Consider the following 17146-nt stretch of genomic DNA (forward strand, 5'->3'; position numbering starts at 1 on the left):
TTCGCGTAGCCGTCCCGGATAGTCGAGTCTTATAAGTACCGGTGTCGCGTGAGACGACAACACATGGACATCGAGTTTCTGGACGACACCTCGCTGTCGGAGTCGCAGATCGCCACGAGCGATCAGAGCCTCGCGGAGCACAGCAGCGACTGGGGAACGATGCCCGGCGAGGAGCATCCACCCGACGTCGTGGTGTGGCCGGAATCGACCGAGGACGTCTCGAGCGTCCTCGCGGCGGCGAACGACCGAGGGATTCCGGTGACGCCGTACGCCGCCGGAACCAGTCTCGAGGGACACGCCGTTCCGGTCGAGGGCGGGATCAGCATAAACATGACGCGGATGGACGACGTCCTGGACGTCCGGCCGGACGACTTCCAGATCGACGTCCAGCCCGGCATTCTGGGGTCGGTCGTCGACGAGGCCGTGGCCGAACACGGGCTGTTCTTCCCGCCGTTGCCCTCCTCCGGGAAGATCTCCACGATCGGCGGGATGATCGCGAACGACGCGAGCGGGATGCAGACGGTCAAATACGGCGAGATCCACGACTGGGTGCTTCGGCTCGAAGCCGTGCTGGCCGACGGGACGGTGATAGAGACCGGGAGTCGGGCGAGCAAGACCTCGGCGGGGTACAACCTGATGGACCTGCTCGTCGGCAGCGAGGGGACGCTGGCGGTGGTCACCGAGGCGACCCTCGAGCTCGCCGGGATCCCCGAGCAGATATGGGGCGGGCGGGTCGTCTTCCCGAACCGAACCGAGGCGTCCGCGGCGATCGCCGACGCGGTTCGGTCGGGCGTCGACGTCGCCAAGATCGAGCTGATCGACGAGTTGAGCGCGGCGATGGCCAACCGCTATCTCGACGCCGACCTGCCGGACGTCCCGATGGCGTTCGTCGAGTTCCACGCGAACCACCACGTCGAGACGGAGATCGAGTTCTTCCGGTCGATACTCGCCGGCTACGAGGTCGAGGACGTCCAGATCGCCGAATCGGGCCCCGAGATGGATCGGCTCTGGGAGGTCCGCGAGGAGATGGCCTCGGCGCTGAAACACTACGACCCCGACCTCACGATGCTCACCTCCGGCGACGTCACCGTCCCGATCAGCAAGTACGCCGACCTGATCGACTACATCTCCACCCTCGAGGCGGAACACGACCTCGAGATCCCCTGTTTCGGCCACGCGGGGGACGGGAACATCCACTACACCGTGATGGTCCGCCCCGACGACCCGGATCACCGCGCGCTCGGCGAGCGCGTCGACGCCGAGATCGTCCACCACGCGATCGATCTCGGCGGTACCTGCACCGGCGAGCACGGCGTGGGACGCGGAAAGACGGCGTACCTCCCCGAGGAGTTCACCCAGGGGACCGTCGACACGATGGAGCGAATCAAGGAGGCGATGGATCCGAACGGGATCTTGAACCCCGGGAAGCTGTTCTGAGGCGGCATAGAGCGAGGTGGTGTCGTGAACGATCGCCGGCAGGCGTGTCGATCGCGATAGTGATGGCACAACGTTTAACATACGTCCCGGACTGAGAAACAGTATGAGTGGGAGAGTCACCCGATTCGAGCAGTCAGCGACGCAAGGACCAACGACGGTCGATCGGATCCACACAGACGAGTTCGACGACGCGCTCGCGGACGTGCTCGAGGGGCCAGCGGTCGGTGCGCCACTCCCGTTCGAAGGCGTCTCGCTCCCGCAGGACGTCACGAGGAACCCAACGCCGCGGGAGTTACGGGACGCACGGATCGGTGTCACACCGGTCGGCCCCGCCGTTGCGGATCTCGGAAGCGTGGTGGTACGTTCGGGAGCCGAGGGAGCAGAGCAGATCAGCCTCTACCCGGACACGCACGTCGCGGTGCTGGCCGCAAGCGACATCCAGCCCACGATCGCGGACGCGATCACCGAAATCGACGCACGCGTTGCCTCCGGATTGACGAGCGCCGTCCTCGCGACCGGACCGAGTGGAACCGGTGACATGGGATCGGTAGTGTACGGCGCACACGGACCCAGCTCGGTCCACGTGATCGTGCTGGAGGACCGATGAGCGACGCCGAGCAGTCGACGGGGACGACGCGGGGGCGATCGAGTTCGCGAGCGGAGAAAGCCGCCCGGATCCGGGAGCTACTGGCGACCGAGGGCGAACAGATCCACGGCAACGTCAGCGTGTTCAACGAGGGCCGGTATCGGCGGTACGCCGAACTCGACGAGACGGAGGAGTATCGCGCCGCGTCCCGGCGGATCAAGGAGGAGTCGATCGATCGGCTGCCGGAGCTGATCGAGGAGGTGACCGCGACGGTGGAAGCCAACGGCGGCGTCGTCCATCTGGCCGAGGACGCGTCCGAGGCGAACCGGATCCTCAACGAGATCGTCGCTGACGCCGGCGCCGAGACGGTCGTCAAGGGGAAATCGATGACGACCGAAGAGATCGAGATGAACGAGGCGCTGGCGGACGCCGGGGTCGATACCTACGAGACCGATCTCGCCGAATACGTCCTGCAGCTCGCGGACGAATCGCCCAGCCACATCGCGTCCCCGGCGATCCACAAATCGAAGGCGGAGATCGCCGACCTCTTCGAGGAGACGTTCGACCCCGAGGCGCCGCCCGAAACGGCCGAGGAGCTGACGGCGTTCGCGAGCGACCAGTTGGCCGATCGGATCGCGGAGGCGGACGTCGGGATCACCGGCGCGAACTTCATCACTGCCGATACCGGAACCCTCGCGCTGGTGACGAACGAGGGGAACGCACGCAAGTGCATCGTGACGCCGGACACGCACGTCGCCGTGGCGGGCGTCGAAAAGCTGGTTCCGTCGATGGAGGACCTCTCGCCGTTCTTCAACCTCATCGGCGCCGCGGGCGCCGGCCAGGACGTCACCGCGTACCTCTCGTTGTTCACGCCGCCGGTCGAGACGCCGGCGATCGACTTCGATCACCCGGATACGGAGGGGTTCGGCGAGACGACCGACCGGGAGTTCCACCTCGTCCTCCTGGACAACGGCCGGATGGCGATGCGGGAGGACGAGGACCTCCGTGAAACGCTGTACTGCGTCCGGTGTGGCGCGTGCGCGAACTCGTGTGCGAACTTCCAGGAGGTCGGCGGACACGCCTTCGGCGGGGAGACGTACAGCGGCGGCATCGCGACCGGCTGGGAGGCGGGGGTCCACGGAATGGACAGCGCTGCCGAGTTCAACGACCTCTGTACCGGCTGCTCGCGGTGTGTGGATGCCTGCCCGGTCAACATCGACATCCCGTGGATCAACACCGTCGTCAGGGATCGATTGAACGAGGGAGCGGATCCCTCGCGGTTCGACCACCTCGTCGACGGGCTCACCCCCGATTCGGAGTCGGCGGGGCTCGACTACGGGAAACGGCTCTTCGGGAACTTCGAAACGCTCGCAAAGGTGGGAAGCCGGACGGCGCCCGTCTCGAACCTGGTGGCGAGCTCGTCGATCGCCCGCAGGGTCCTTGAGCGCACCGCCGGCGTCGATCGCCGGCGCGAGCTGCCCCGGTTCGCTCGGTCGACGTTCTCCTCGTGGTTCGAGGCACGCGACGACGCGACGATCGAGGACCCGACGCGCCGGGTCGCGCTGTATCCGGACGTCTACACCGAATACATCGATCCCGACCGTGGGAAGGCCGCAGTCCGAGTACTCGAGGCGCTCGACGTCGACGTGACGATCCCCGAGGTGGGTGGAAGCGGGCGGGCACCGCTCTCACAGGGAATGGTGGCGACCGCTTCTGAGAGTGCCGAGGCGGTCGCGGAGGCACTAACGGGGCCGATCGCGTCCGGGCGAGACGTCGTCGTCATCGAGCCGAGCGACCTCGCGATGTTCACACGAGAGTACGAACGGCTGCTGTCCGAGGAGTCGTTCGAACGACTCGCCGGGAACAGCTATGAGGTCCTCGAATACGTCTACGGTCTGCTCGAACACGGAGCGGATCGGAACGCGATCGCGGGGCCGGAAACGGCCGTCGCCGTCCCGCCACATAGCGGAACGGCGATCGCCTACCACAGCCACTGCCAGCAGCGAACCCTCGATCTCGAGCCGTACACGGTTGCAGTGCTGGATGAGGTCGGATACGACGTCGTCACCTCCGACGTCGAGTGTTGCGGGATGGCGGGCAGTTTCGGTTATAAATCCGAATACTACGAGCTGAGCGTTGCGGTCGGAGATCGACTCCGCGAGCAGTTTCGGACCGACGAGTGTGTGGATCGAACCGTTGCCGCGAGCGGGACCTCCTGTGGCGATCAGCTCGACTCGCTGCTCGATCGGGACGCGAAACACCCGGTTCAACTACTCGATCCCGGCACGTAGCGCGGCCGGATCGAGGATCGATCAGAATCGTCGTGTGACGGGGAGTATATATAATATATATTAAGAAATACATATACCTAATTACTCAGAGATACGGGTATGGATTCGAACGAAAGCGGTCGATCGGCGAGTTCGTCGTCCCTCAGTCGTCGCCAATCACTGAAGCGGATCGCGGTTCTGGGAACGGCAACGAGCACGCCGCTGCTTGCGGGATGTACCGGTAACGGGGGAAGCGGAAACGGCGGAAACGGTGGAAACGGCGGATCCGACGGGAGCGAAAGCGGCTCCCAGGACGGCTCGTCCGGCGGCTCGAACGAGGAGCTCGACATCACGCTCGCGAGCACCTACGAGGAGGGACACATCAACGTCCAAGCCGCGAAGATGTTCCGGGACCGGATCGAGGAGGAAACCGACGGAGCGATCACGGTGGAGGTCGCCTCGGGAGGATCCTACGGGTCCGAAGCAGAAATAACCGACCTCGCGAGCCAGAACGTCGTCGGGATGCACTCCGGCGCCGGCGTGCCGTTCTCGATGTACGCACCCGAGTACTACATCATCGATATGCCGTTCGTGATGGAGGACGCCGACCACCTCTTCGAGGTCGTCGAAAGCGAGAAGTTCGCGCCGGCGTACGACCTCCTGATCGAGGAGGGGAACCAGCGGCAGCTCGGGACCCGGTTCTATCGGGGACAGCGCTACTTCACCGCGAACGAATCCGTGGCACATCCGGACGACGTCCAGGGGATGCAGTTCCGGTCGCCGCCGCTTGAACCGTGGGTCCAGATCTGGAGCGAGATCGGCGTGGAACCGACCTCGGTCGCACTCGATGAACTGTTCAGCGCCCTCCAACAGGGTGTCGTCGATGCCGCGGAAGGCGACATCGAACAGATCCACTCGTTCAATTACCCGGAGGTTCAAGACTACCTCTCGGCCACCAGACACGCGCCGTTCTCGGGGGCGATGTACATGAACGAGAGCGTCTATCAGGGCCTCTCGGAGTCGTACCAGACGCTGGTGGACGACGTCGCGGCCGAGGTCGCGGAGGAAGCCAACGAGATGGGTATGCAGCGGGAGCAGGAGTTGATCGACGATCTCGTCGATCAAGGGATGACGCTGGTCGAGGACGTCGACAGGGAGGCGTTCCGCGAGGGAGCACGGCCGGCGGTGAACGCCCTGTTCGAGGACCGGTGGGTCGGAACCTGGGAGGAGTGGCGAAACGTCTAAGCGGTGCGCGAACCGGCGTCGATCACGTCCCCGTTACGACGACGGCCGCGATGGTGCTCCGCGTACCGATCCCGAGAGGTGTCGGGAATTCACCCAGAACATATATATGGTTGATGTGCGGATCGTCTCTATGGAGATCGATCAGTCCCTCGGTATCAAACGACAGACGACGTTCGATACGATCGTCCTCGTCGGTACCGTTGGGATGTTCGCAACGCTGATCGTCCTGGCGAGTGCACAGGTGTTGGTCCGAAACCTGAACATCCCAGTGAGCATCTCCTGGACGGAACCAACGGCCCGATATCTACTCATCGTCGCGACGTATTTCGGGGCTGCAGTCGCCTCACGAAACGACGAACACGTGCGGATGTCGTACTTGCTCGAGAAGCTTGAACGGCGAGCCCCGCGTGTGACACGATGGGTCGACGTGATCAACACGACGGTCGTCGTGGCATTCGTCGGGTTCATAGCGTACGGAACGCTGCTCTCGATGTCCGCCAACTGGAACTCGGACATCGGCGGGATCGGATTTCTCACCTCGGGCTACGTCTATCTGGGGATCGCGCTCGGTTTGGGGAGTATGCTCGTCTACGAGCTGCTGGGCCTGCGGACGGCCGTCGATCGAATCCGCCCCGCCGACCCCGACCAGGAGGGGTGAAGGATGGAGCTCGCGATCATCGGACTGTTGTTCCTCGGAACGCTCCTCGTGCTGTACGGACTCGGCGTGCCGGTCGCGGTCGCGATGGGCGTTACCGTCGTCACCGTGATGGCGTCGCCGTACGGGCCGTCGTTCAACTACACGCTGATCAGCAATCAGTTGCTGTTCGGGTTGAACTCGTTCACGCTGCTTGCCATCCCCTTTTACCTGCTGCTCGGTCGGCTGATGAACCGAAGCGGCTTCACCGAGGACATCTTCGAGTTCGCCAACTCGGTGGTCGGCTCGGTTCGGGGCGGGATCGGCTACGTGAACGTACTCGCATCGCTCATCTTCTCGGGTATGTCCGGGCTTGCGCTGGCCGACGCCGCCGGATTGGGTCGCGTCGAATACTCCGTGATGCGTGAGTACGATTACGACAAGGACGTCGCGCTCGGGATCACGGGCGGGTCGGCGATCATCGGGCCGATCATTCCACCGAGCGTCCCGATCATCATCTACGGGGTGCTGGCCGGCGAATCGATAAACGCACTGTTCCTCGCGGGAATCATCCCGGGATTCCTGCTTGCGGTCACGCTGCTGCTCTCGGTCGCGATCGTCACCCGGATCAGGGGATACGGGGCGACGGGAACGTTCGATCCGAGACGAGTGCTCGAAACGCTCGGAACGGCGGCGATCGCCCTCGTCATCCCGGTGCTCATCATCGGCGGCATTCTGTCCGGGGTCTTCACCGCGACGGAGGCCGGAGCGATCACCGTCGTGTACATCACCGTAACCGGGTTGGTGTTCGGTGATCTCACCCTAAGCAAGATCGTCGCCGAAACGCGGGATGCGGCGGTCGAAACGTTTTCGCTCACGTTCATCATCGCGATCGCCGCGGCGTACGGCCTCGTCGCCTTGGAGCTCCGGTTGCCGATGATGCTCGTCGACGCGATCACCGGCGTGACGACCGACCCGACCTATATGCTGCTGTTGCTGGTGGCGTTGTTCCTCGTGGTGGGGACGTTCATGGAGACCGTGGCCGCCATAACCGTCCTCGTCCCGGTGCTGGTTCCGGTGATCGACATCGCCGGCATCGATCCGATCCACTTCGGGATCGTGATGGTACTCACGCTGATGATCGGCCTGTTGACTCCGCCGCTTGGGATCATCCTCTTCGTCTTGGAACAGGTAACCGACGCCTCACTCGAGGAGGTGATGCGTGCGATCGTCCCCTACTACATCCCGCTGTTGGTCGTGCTCCTGATCATCATCTTCGTTCCCGAGACGGCGACGTACATCCCGTACGAGCATCTCGGGTGAGCCGCCGCCGACGTCACATAAAGTCCGCAATTCCGGACTGCTTGTTCGTGTCGTCCTCGAAGACGGACTCGAGCGACCGTTCGAGCACCTCGAGGCGCTGTTTGGTGTAGGGGCGGCAGTCGAACCGGTCGGCGACGGCGATCGCGGTGTCCATGTACTTGTTCACCGAGCCCTCGTGCACGGTGAGGTTCACCCGGCCGCCACACTCGCGGCATTCGCCCGACAGCGGCATCCGGCGATACTTCTCGCCGCAGTCGAGACACCGCGTCTCCTGCCGCGAGAACGCCCGGAGGTTGCCGATCAGGTCCGGCAGGAAGTGGTACTCGATGACGCGCTCGGCGACGTCGGTCTCGTCGACCGCCCGGAGCTTGCGGGCGAGCTCGAGCTGAGCGTCCATCTTGTCCATCATCGACCCGAGCGTCTTGTACGCCGACAGATCCGGTCCGAGCGCGATGTCGGTGGTGTCGTGGGTGTGATCGAACCCGTGGTACTGATCGGCCGTGCCGAGCGTGTCCTCGCCGATCATAATGGCGTCCTCGAGATCATCGGGGTCGGCCATCTCCAGGGTCGCCTCGTAGAACTCGCGGGGATACTGCCGAACGATGTCCATGTTGTGCGCCTCGTCGTCGATCTCCGAGGGGTCGATCCGCGAGGACATAACGAGAGGGGCGTCCATGCTGCCGCCACGTTTGTCAGGGAGGAAGGACTTCGAGAAGTTCAACAGCCCATCCATTAGTAACATTACACAGTCCTCGTCGCCGTCGCACTGACCAGAATAGAGCTCGTTGGCCACCAATGAATGCGTCCCAGCCACCGTGAGACAATATACGTATTCCACATCCGACTTTTCATACGATATTGACGATATTCCTATGTATTCGCCATCAGTCCCGGCCGAGACGTCGATCGCAGCGGCACCACCATCGGTCCGAACTGATCCACATCGATCTGAGCCACATCGATCTGAGCCAGATGGATCGGGCCCAGATCGATCGGTGACGGATCGATCGGAACTGGGACCGGCGCCGGCCGACGCCGGGATCTCGTCGTCGGTCGTCAACTCGGACGCGGGCACGCGCTCGATCTCGGAGTCAGCGCCCGGTCCGGCCGCCGTCGAACGACGAAGCATCGTGTGATCGGGGGTGACGCGGAGCGTCCGGCCGTCGGTGGTCTCGATCCGAACCAGGTGGTCGGGTGCGGGGTGTTTCGAGACCGCCTCGACCGGCCGCACGGTCCGGGTGCCGTCGTCGGCGATCGAGGGAACGGACACGGGGTCTGAGATCTCCTGGACGAGCGTGCCGACGGCGTCCTCGTCGGCGGTTTCCGGGTCGAGACGGTCCTCGACGAGCGCCTCGATGGTGTCGCGGCACCAGCCGCCCTCCCCGTCCTCATCCCCGTCCTCGTCCGCGAACGCGACCGTCGTCTCCGGGTGGAAGCAGTTCCGGCGCTTGGCCGCGTGGAAATACGGGTGTGCGTACCCCACCGCCGCCGAGGTGAAGCCGATCACGCGACCGACGGTCGCGGCGCTCGTGTGCGGCGCCATCCCGAAGACGAGCTCGCCGACGAGGTCGTCACGCTCGGTGATCTCGTAAAAGCGCGGCAGGTCGTAGAACTGCTCGAGGAGGTCGTCGACGAAGTCGGCCGTCTTCATCATGTGCTCGGCGGCGCCGTCGGAGAGGACGACGTCCTGCACCTTCAGCTCGACGAGTTGGTCGTCGTGTCGGAGGGGTTCGCCGTCGATGTCCGTCTCATACCCGAGTTCCCGGAAATGGCCGACGGTCACGTCGAGCTCGGCGGGCCGGACCGCAGTCACCGGCAGGTCGGTCATGTCGTACCGGACCGTCCCGTCCTTGAACGCGGTCACGCCGTTCTTCGCCCGGAGGACGCCCTTCTCGATCGGCTCGGGCGTCTTGTTCGTGGAGGTGAGTCCTTTGACCCCCTTCAGGATCTCGAAGGCGGCCTCCCGCTCGCCGACCGACTCCAGTGCCGACCGGTAGGCGTCGTTCAGGTCGACCTCCCGGCGGGAGACGGCGGTTACCTCCCGGTCACACCGCGGACACTCGACGCGGCCGGCCTCGTCGGGTTCGCATTCGGTCCCGCACTCACGACACTCGTAGTACGGCTCGGTGTGGGCTCCACAGTCCGGACAGTCGTTGTGGAAGGTGTGCGTGCCGCAGGCGGGACACTCGCGGTCGGCGACGTCCAGTTCAATGACGCCCCGACGCCCCGAGTCATCCATTCCGCCGGCGGCGTCGGCGACGTTGCGCTGTGACCCGCCGGCCTCGCCGATCGGGAACAGCGTGTGGACGGCCGGCGAGAGGTCGCGGCTCTCGGACTTCTCCGGACGGCCCATCCGGTTGCCGATCCGGGTCGGCGCGCGCTCGCGCACCGCGAAGGGCGCGACCTCGGTGACGGCCCGCACCGCGTTCTCGCCGTCCGCCCAGTTCCGAGCCGCGGCCGACAGCTCCTCCCAGGTGAGCCGAAGTCCGTCGTCGACGCCGAGCGAGCGCGCCAGCGGCCGCCACTCGGGGATCCGCAGCGAATCCGGCGTTCGGGAGTGCTCGACGAGCAGCGACTCGAGGGCCTCCGTCGTCGCCTCGGTACGCTCGATCGTCAGGACGCCCTCGACGACCTCGCCGTCGGCGACCGCGTGCGCGAGGGTTTCGAAGCGCTCGACCGAGACGTCGTGCCAGAGATAGGTGTAGTCGGGATGAAGCGGGCAGTCGTACTCGGTCGCCCACACGAGCGCCTCCTCGACGGTCGGGTGCTCGAGATCGACGTGGGGATCGTCCGACAGCGCCTGGACATCGGCGCCCGACGCCTCGAAGTCCTGAATCCACCACTCGAAGACGTAGGAGGCCGGTGCAAGGGGGTGGTTGTTCTCGATGAACTCCCCGACGTTCACGAGGTACTCGCCCAGATCGAGCACCTTCTCGACGCCGTTGCGGACCGCCAGCGCCTCCTCGACGTCGTCGATCCGGCGGACGTCGCCGTTCGCGAGCCGGACGGTCGGCCCCTCGATCGAGTCCACCGGGACGACGCCTGCCGCCTTGCCCGGGCGCTCGGTCTTGATCTGCGTGCCGGTCGCGAGGAAGTCGTCGACGAGGTGCATCGTCGCCGGATGGACCCCGGCGGTCGCGAACCCGTGATTCCGCGAGCGGCCGTATCGGAGCCGGAATCCACCGGCCTCCGAGGGGTGTGAGAAGACCGGCCGTCCCGCGATCAGGTCGCGCAGGTACTTGGTGGCCGAGTCGACGCGTTTGGGCCCGGCGTCGACGACATCCGTATCGGAATCGTCCACGACGTCGGCGTCAACCGCTCCATCGTCGGGAGCGGCGGCGTCCGCCTCGGCATCCGCGTCCGCCTCGGCATCCGCGTCGTCGGCGACGGAAGCGTCCGGGTCGTCACCACCATCGGCGTCCGCATCGCTCGCGTCTCCATCATCCTTCCCGATCGTCCCGTCGATCAGGTCCTGGAGCCAGGGCCAGTCGACCGCCTCGAGATCGCGGGTGTATCGCTGGATCTTCGGGGCCTTCAGCGCGATCCCCTCCGCCAGAACGAGACACATCCCGCCGCGCGAGGAGTTCGTGTCCACGCGTTCGAGGTCCCGGAAGCCCGAGACCTCCTCGTCGCCGGTGGCCTCCCCGTCGAGCATGATCGGCATGTTCCGGGCGATGAACTTCGTCTCCGTGTCCTTCGGGGAGTACTGGAGGCCGGTCTCGGAGTCGTAGAGGGCGACCTCCTCGGCGTAGCGTTCGACCTCGTCGTCGCGGGGGCGGAACTCCTCGATCCCGAGCAGCGACCGGGCGTAGTCGGCCACGAGCACCGACAGCGCCTGGGCGGTCCCGCCCGCCGACCGGATCGGGCCGGCGTAGTAGACGTTGACGAACTCGGTGCCGTCGTCGTTCTCGAGCAGCTCGACCCGGTCGATCCCCTCGATCGGCGCGGCGACGACGCCCTCGGTCAGCAGCGCGACGGCGGTCCGAACCGCTCCCTCGATCTTCCCCTCTCGGGAGTCGTAATCGCCGACGGTCCCCTCGACGAAGTCGGTGACGAGCTCGAGGGCCGCCTCCTCACGGGACATCTCGCCCTCGAGCTCGCGGACGCGCTCGGCGACGCCGTCGATCCCGAGGATGTTCTCAACGCGGTCGGCCATGTCGCGGGCGACGGGGATCTCGATCTCCGGCTTCGGGTCCTTGCCCCGTTCCTTGGCCGCCTCCGCCACCTCGAAGGCCTCGTCCAGTTGGTCCTCGATCCGCGCGAAGTAGCGCTCGTCGTCGGGACGCATCTCCGTCTCCGTCATCGTGACCGGCTCTCCGTCCTCACAGCCACAGATCGAGGTCGGTGGCGGCGTCGTGCTCGCGCACGAGCGGCTCCGCGAAGGTGCGGAGGTACACCTCGCCGGCGAAGACGGTCGCCGAATCGAGATGGCCCGCGAGCGCCTGTCCGCTCTCGCGCGAGAGCACCGCGTGCGTGTGCGCGAAGACGTCGTCGTCGAGCCGCGCGACGTTGCCGACGCAGGCGGCGACCTCGAGCGGCTCGTCGAAGGTGACCGACCGGTACTCGGTGTCGTCCTGGTCGTAGAACCAGACCTCGGCGTCCTGAACCGCGCCCATCGCGTTGAACCAGCCCGCCTCGGCGTCGACCTCACGGGCCAGATCCTCGATCTCCGCCCGCCAGTCGGCGCCAGTCTCCAGCCGTGCGAGGTATTCCCCCGTCGACTCGACCGCTCGGTAGTGCATACGCGTCGATGAGGCGGGTGACGACGAAAAACCTTCGCCGTCTCCGCCGACGATGGAGCAGGTGGGGCGACTGAAACTCCCTTATGGTTCGAAGCGATAGGGGGGACGTATGGGAACGGAACCGTCCCCGGACTCGTTTCTCATCCACTCCGGTCTTGAGATCGCCTACGCGAGTCCCGGCTTCTGTACACTCGTGGGAGCAGAATCACGGGCGCAGCTCGTCGGCACTACACTCACGGATCTCGTCACCTCGGACTCCCGCTCACCACTCCGGGAGCAAGCGGCCCGGATCGAAGCGAACGACGCCTCCACCCTCGGTCTGACCGTCGATCTCCATACGGACACCGATCAGCCACAACGCGCCATCCTCGTGAGTTCGTTGGTCGAATGGGACGACACCGAACGGGTGCAAACGTCGGTGTTCCCGATCACGGGCGTGGATACCGAAAGCCGCCGACTGCTCTACGATCAAGCGATGGACGAAGCGCCAGTCGGCATCACGATCTCGGATCCCTCCCGGCCCGACAACCCGCTCATCCACGTCAACGACGGCTTCCGTGAACTCACCGGCTATCCACAGGACGAGGTCCTCGGTCAGAACTGCCGATTCCTCCAGGGCGAGGCCACACGCGAGGAGCCGGTGGCGCGGATGCGAGACGCGATCGATGCCGAAGAGCCCGTGACCGTCGAGTTGCGGAACTATCGGAAGGACGGTTCGATGTTCTGGAACCGTGTCACGCTCGTACCGATCCGGGACGACGCCGGCTCGGTCAGGAACTGGCTCGGCTACCAACAGGACGTTACCGCTGAGAAGCGGTACGAGCAGGATCTCTCGCTTTTCAAGGGGCAGGTCGAGGGATCCGACAAGGCCATCCTGATCACCGACCCCGAGGGAACGATCGACTACGTCAATCCCGCCTTCGAGCGATTGACCGGGTACACGGCGGCTGAGGCAACGGGACTCAACCCCAGAATCCTCAAATCCGGCCAGCAAGACGATGCGTTCTACGCGGAGTTGTGGGAGACGATCACGGCCGGCGAGGTCTGGGAAGCCGAGCTGACGAACCAGACCAAACAGGGCGAGTTGTTCGAAGTCAAGCAAAAGATCATCCCCGTCACGAACGGACACGGCGAGATAACGCATTTCGTTGGGATCGAACAGGACGTGACCGAGAGGGTGCTCACGACCCAGACGCTCGATGTGTTGAATCGCGTGATGCGACACAACTTGCGCAACGCGCTCAACGTGATCGACGGTCACGCAGAGCTGTTGGAGGACGAGGGGCTGGATCCCGAAACGCGCCGCACGTCGATCGCGGCGATTCGAGACCAGACCGCATCGATGCAGGAGACCGCCGAGAAGACGGCGAAGATTCGATCCATCTGGGACCCGGCCGAAACTCCCGGAACGTGGGATCGGCTCGATATGGCGTCACTGGTCGAAACCTATCAGCGACAGTATCCGGATGCGGACATCACGTGTACGTGTGAGGGCGATGGGGACGTTCAGGTTCGGAACGCGGAGTTGTTCAAGACGGCGATGGACGAGGCCATCGTGAACGCGATCGAACACACGGATCACTCACCGGCCGAAGTGACGATCACGGTACAGCGGGATCCGGACGCCGACCAGCTGCGAATCCGTGTCGCCGACAACGGACCCGGGATTCCGGACTTGGAACGGCAGGTGATCGAATCGGGTGAGGAGACGCCACTGGATCACAGCCTCGGGATCGGCCTGTGGCTGTTGGAGTGGATCACGACGACGCTCGGCGGGGAGTTGACGATCACTGACAACGAGCCCCGAGGGAGCGTGGTGACGTTTCAGATGCCGATCGGCGGCTCGAACGGCGACTAGCGATCGAGGCGGTGGCCGGGTGATCGCCGGCTTCCAGCTGGTCGCGCGTGAAGGCTCGTTGGCCCACGGTGTGCTGTACACTCAGTGGTACCGCCACACAAGTACAAGATTGGTGAGACAGATACGAACCAAGGGACAAACGTTGATTGCCCTGCCGCCCACAGACGTAGTATGGCCGAATTTCCGGATGAGCGACGACTCGTACTACGAGCCCGGGACCAGTTGGACCAGTGGACGAAACGTGCTCGCACGGAGGCATACGCCGAACTGTTCGAAGGTGACGATGCCATCCTCTCCCCCGAGGAGGTGCGATCGCTTGATGCACTCGACTCCGAACTGGAGCGGGCGGGCGGCGATGGCGTCTGGGGTACCGACCGGTACGGAATCCACACGGGAGGACCCTCGAGTTCGGACGCCGCACTCGGAGTCGTCTGCGTGTACCATCCACAGATCACGACGGATACCGTCCTTCGCGGGAGCGACGACCTCGACGACGAGACCGAAGCGCGACTCAACGACGCACTCTGGCAGTATAGCGAGCGCGTCGCGACGCTCATCAACGCGAAACTTGACGAGTTCGTTCGTCGGACCCAGCGGTAGCCCCGACCATACCCGCGTTCCGACCATACCCACGTTCCGGCGATCGTCACGAGCGCCATCGAGGGCAGACGGCGAAAGCCCACCTCCCAGTCCGACGATCGGGCGACGATCGGGGTACGCCGTCAACGGCGCGGGTGAGATCACCGGCGACGGCGTCGAATGGACCCGCGAACGCCCCGGGCGACCATAGACCTTTCCGACTGGAGGCCCTATTCTTTCGAATGGCAGACGACAAAAGCGGTCGCGAGAAGCAGGCACGCGATGCCGACAGGCGTCAGCGGGAGCGGGACATCGCCGAGGAACGCGAACGTGGGGATGAACCGGAACCGCCGGTCGAGGCGGACGCAGTCGACGAGCTCGTGTCGACGATGGATCCACAGACGTTCCCGGCGACGGGAGCCGACGTCGTCGCGGCGATCGGCGATCGAGAGATCGACGCGGTCGACGGGACCTACACCGTCGAGGAGCTGGTTCCGGACACGGACGCGGAGACGTTCGACTCCCCGGCCGCCGTCCGAATGCGAGTCCAGCGGCCCACGATCGCCGCGGCCATGAAGCGGGTGCTGGAAGCCAGCCGGGAGATTCCCAACGCCGAAGTCAGCGAGTCACAGCGTGACGCCTACGAGAAGACGTTCCGGGAGCTCAAAGCGATCGACGCGGATGACGACGACGAAGGGGTCACGGCGATCAGCAACTGGATCGTCGAGGAATCCCGTGAGAACGGCAAACTGCCCGGATCTCGAGCGGTACGACGGCAAGCGGCGGCGTTCTGTCGGACGAACGGGTACGAGATCCGGAACGACGAATGGCTGGGGGTATAGAGACCGATCAGGGCGTCGCGACTGCTGCGTGATCGATGTGGCGCCGTCGGTATCGAGACCCACGATCTCCACGGCCGAATTCGGATTGAATATCGCGGTATATAGTTTATTGGAGGTCCCTCATCGAACCGAGACGGGCACGAACACCGGGACGGCCCGATGATCGACGGACGGACGCGGGTGTGGTTCGTCCCACGCAGATACGCTCGATCAGGCTCCGATCGGGATCACGATACGTTGACGGGTTCGCGTACGCGTTCGCGAACGGAGGTGTCGGTCGAACTCCGACGGCGTCCTCGGCAGTGATCGTCCCGTCCGACGACGTGCTTCGGAACCGGACGCGACGATGGGACGCCGACGGTGAGCACGGTGAGGAACCCCGTGATCGCGGTGGACGCCTCCACGAAACGACGATCACCATCGCCGAAACCCGGCACGTCGAGACGAACCCGTCCTCCTCCACGGTTTGCAGTCGGCGCGATCGGCGTCGAACGGTCGACAGGTCGAAGGGACGGGTCCAGCAATCGGGGCTGCTGGCAGTGCCACGGTCCGCTACGCTCGGTGCGACCGGCGGCACACCACGTCGTCGGGGGATCGCCACCGGGTATAAATTACATATCGCGATATCGAATGTAGCCGCGTACGTTCACGAAGGTTCCAGGACGGACAGTCCGACGGGCTGTATCCCGGCGCTGAAGCGCACGGGATGTCGGCGAGCGCCTCTCCACTGACGGTCCGTTCCGGACAGGCGGCCACGTCGATCGATCCCGGTCTCTCGAAGTCCCCCAACCGGCCGTTTCAAGACGTCCCCGAACGGATTGGCGCGTGTGACCGAGGACACCAAGGGATCGGCAGATCGGCCCGGCTACGGGGAGGCGATCCTGACCGCCGACGGCGTGGAGTTCGGCGAACGTGACGCCGCCCTGCTGCAGGCGATCGACCGGACGGGATCGGTCGCGACGGCGAGTGCGAAGCTCGAGCGCTCGCGAGCGCGTGCACTTACACGGATCGAGACCCTCGAGGAGGGCTTCGGAACCCTCGTGGAGCGGACGCGGGGAGGAAGCGGCGGCGGCGGCAGCCAGCTCACGCCGACGGCGGAAACGCTGCTGACGCGATACGACCGGCTGCAAGCCGCCCTGACTGCGGCGGCCCAGGTTCCCGAAACGGTCCTCCAGGGAACGGTGACCGCCGTGGACGGGGAACTGGCGACGGCGGAGACGTCGGTCGGCGAGGTACGAGCGTTGCGGGAGCGGAACGCGATCGAGGACGGAGACGCGGTGCAGCTCCGGATCGGCGCGGACGCGGTCACGCTATCAGCTGCGGACGGGGCGTCCGATCCGGATTCGACGAGCGCCAGGAACCGGGTTCGGGGAACCGTGACCGAGGTCGCTCCGGGTGAAACCGTTCGAACCGTGACGATCGACGTCGACGGAACGACGGTCACCGCGCTCGTGACGTCCGAAAGCGCGTCTCGGCTGTCGCTGGCCGGGGGTCGGATCGTCGTCGCGACCTGGAAGGCGACCGCGACGCGGATGGTTCCGGGTCGATCGTCGATGGTGCGGGAGAACGGAGTGAGTCGGAACGAGTCGGAGTGAGCCGAAACGACTCCGAGTGAATCGGAACGACCCGG

At 65.1% G+C, this 17146-nt stretch carries 12 protein-coding genes; 10 read left to right on the top strand and 2 right to left on the bottom strand.

The annotated features are described in order from the left end of the window. Positions 1 to 63 precede the first annotated feature (63 nt). From OQF70_RS03910 to OQF70_RS03935, 6 genes are all read left to right on the top strand, one after another. The gene (locus OQF70_RS03910) at positions 64 to 1437 is read left to right on the top strand and encodes an FAD-binding oxidoreductase (protein WP_280535963.1); all 1374 of its coding nucleotides are present in this window, start codon (positions 64 to 66) and stop codon (positions 1435 to 1437) included. Between the two features lie 103 nt (positions 1438 to 1540). Continuing rightward, positions 1541 to 2044 (top strand): LUD domain-containing protein, encoded by a 504-nt coding sequence (locus OQF70_RS03915; protein ID WP_280535965.1) that lies wholly within the window; start codon positions 1541 to 1543, stop codon positions 2042 to 2044. After that, on the top strand, positions 2041 to 4314 hold the full coding sequence (locus tag OQF70_RS03920; RefSeq protein ID WP_280535966.1) for an LUD domain-containing protein: 2274 nt from the start codon (positions 2041 to 2043) through the stop codon (positions 4312 to 4314). Before OQF70_RS03915 ends, OQF70_RS03920 begins: the two co-directional genes overlap by 4 nt. 99 nt (positions 4315 to 4413) lie before the next feature. Next, a complete protein-coding gene (locus tag OQF70_RS03925; RefSeq protein WP_280535967.1) occupies positions 4414 to 5538 on the top strand; it encodes a TRAP transporter substrate-binding protein in 1125 nt (374 codons plus the stop codon). A gap of 130 nt (positions 5539 to 5668) precedes the next feature. Next, positions 5669 to 6196 carry a TRAP transporter small permease gene (locus OQF70_RS03930; protein WP_280535968.1) on the top strand — a complete coding sequence of 176 codons (528 nt, stop codon included), beginning with the start codon at positions 5669 to 5671 and terminating at the stop codon, positions 6194 to 6196. A gap of 3 nt (positions 6197 to 6199) precedes the next feature. After that, positions 6200 to 7495, top strand: a complete 1296-nt coding sequence (locus tag OQF70_RS03935; protein WP_280535969.1) for a TRAP transporter large permease — start codon at positions 6200 to 6202, stop codon at positions 7493 to 7495. A gap of 13 nt (positions 7496 to 7508) precedes the next feature. Here OQF70_RS03935 and OQF70_RS03940 read toward each other — a convergent pair whose 3' ends face one another. Next, positions 7509 to 11783: a DNA-directed DNA polymerase II large subunit gene (locus OQF70_RS03940; protein ID WP_280536051.1), complete on the bottom strand. Its 4275-nt coding sequence runs from the start codon at positions 11781 to 11783 to the stop codon at positions 7509 to 7511. 34 nt (positions 11784 to 11817) lie between these two features. Further along, on the bottom strand, positions 11818 to 12237 hold the full coding sequence (locus tag OQF70_RS03945; protein WP_280535970.1) for a PPC domain-containing DNA-binding protein: 420 nt from the start codon (positions 12235 to 12237) through the stop codon (positions 11818 to 11820). A gap of 109 nt (positions 12238 to 12346) precedes the next feature. Here OQF70_RS03945 and OQF70_RS03950 point away from each other — a divergent pair, with 109 nt between their 5' ends. The 4 genes from OQF70_RS03950 (at position 12347) to OQF70_RS03965 (ending at position 17111) form a co-directional block, all read left to right on the top strand. Next, positions 12347 to 14095 (top strand): PAS domain-containing protein, encoded by a 1749-nt coding sequence (locus OQF70_RS03950; RefSeq protein ID WP_280535971.1) that lies wholly within the window; start codon positions 12347 to 12349, stop codon positions 14093 to 14095. Positions 14096 to 14266: 171 nt separating this feature from the next. After that, the gene (locus tag OQF70_RS03955; RefSeq protein ID WP_280535972.1) at positions 14267 to 14695 is read left to right on the top strand and encodes a hypothetical protein; all 429 of its coding nucleotides are present in this window, start codon (positions 14267 to 14269) and stop codon (positions 14693 to 14695) included. 221 nt (positions 14696 to 14916) lie between these two features. After that, the gene (locus tag OQF70_RS03960) at positions 14917 to 15516 is read left to right on the top strand and encodes a hypothetical protein (RefSeq protein ID WP_280535973.1); all 600 of its coding nucleotides are present in this window, start codon (positions 14917 to 14919) and stop codon (positions 15514 to 15516) included. 878 nt (positions 15517 to 16394) lie between these two features. After that, positions 16395 to 17111, top strand: a complete 717-nt coding sequence (locus tag OQF70_RS03965; RefSeq protein WP_280536052.1) for a TOBE domain-containing protein — start codon at positions 16395 to 16397, stop codon at positions 17109 to 17111. Positions 17112 to 17146: the final 35 nt, after the last annotated feature.

It is taken from the genome of Halopenitus sp. POP-27 (genome assembly GCF_029889855.1).
Taxonomy (GTDB): Archaea; Halobacteriota; Halobacteria; order Halobacteriales; family Haloferacaceae; genus Halopenitus; species Halopenitus malekzadehii.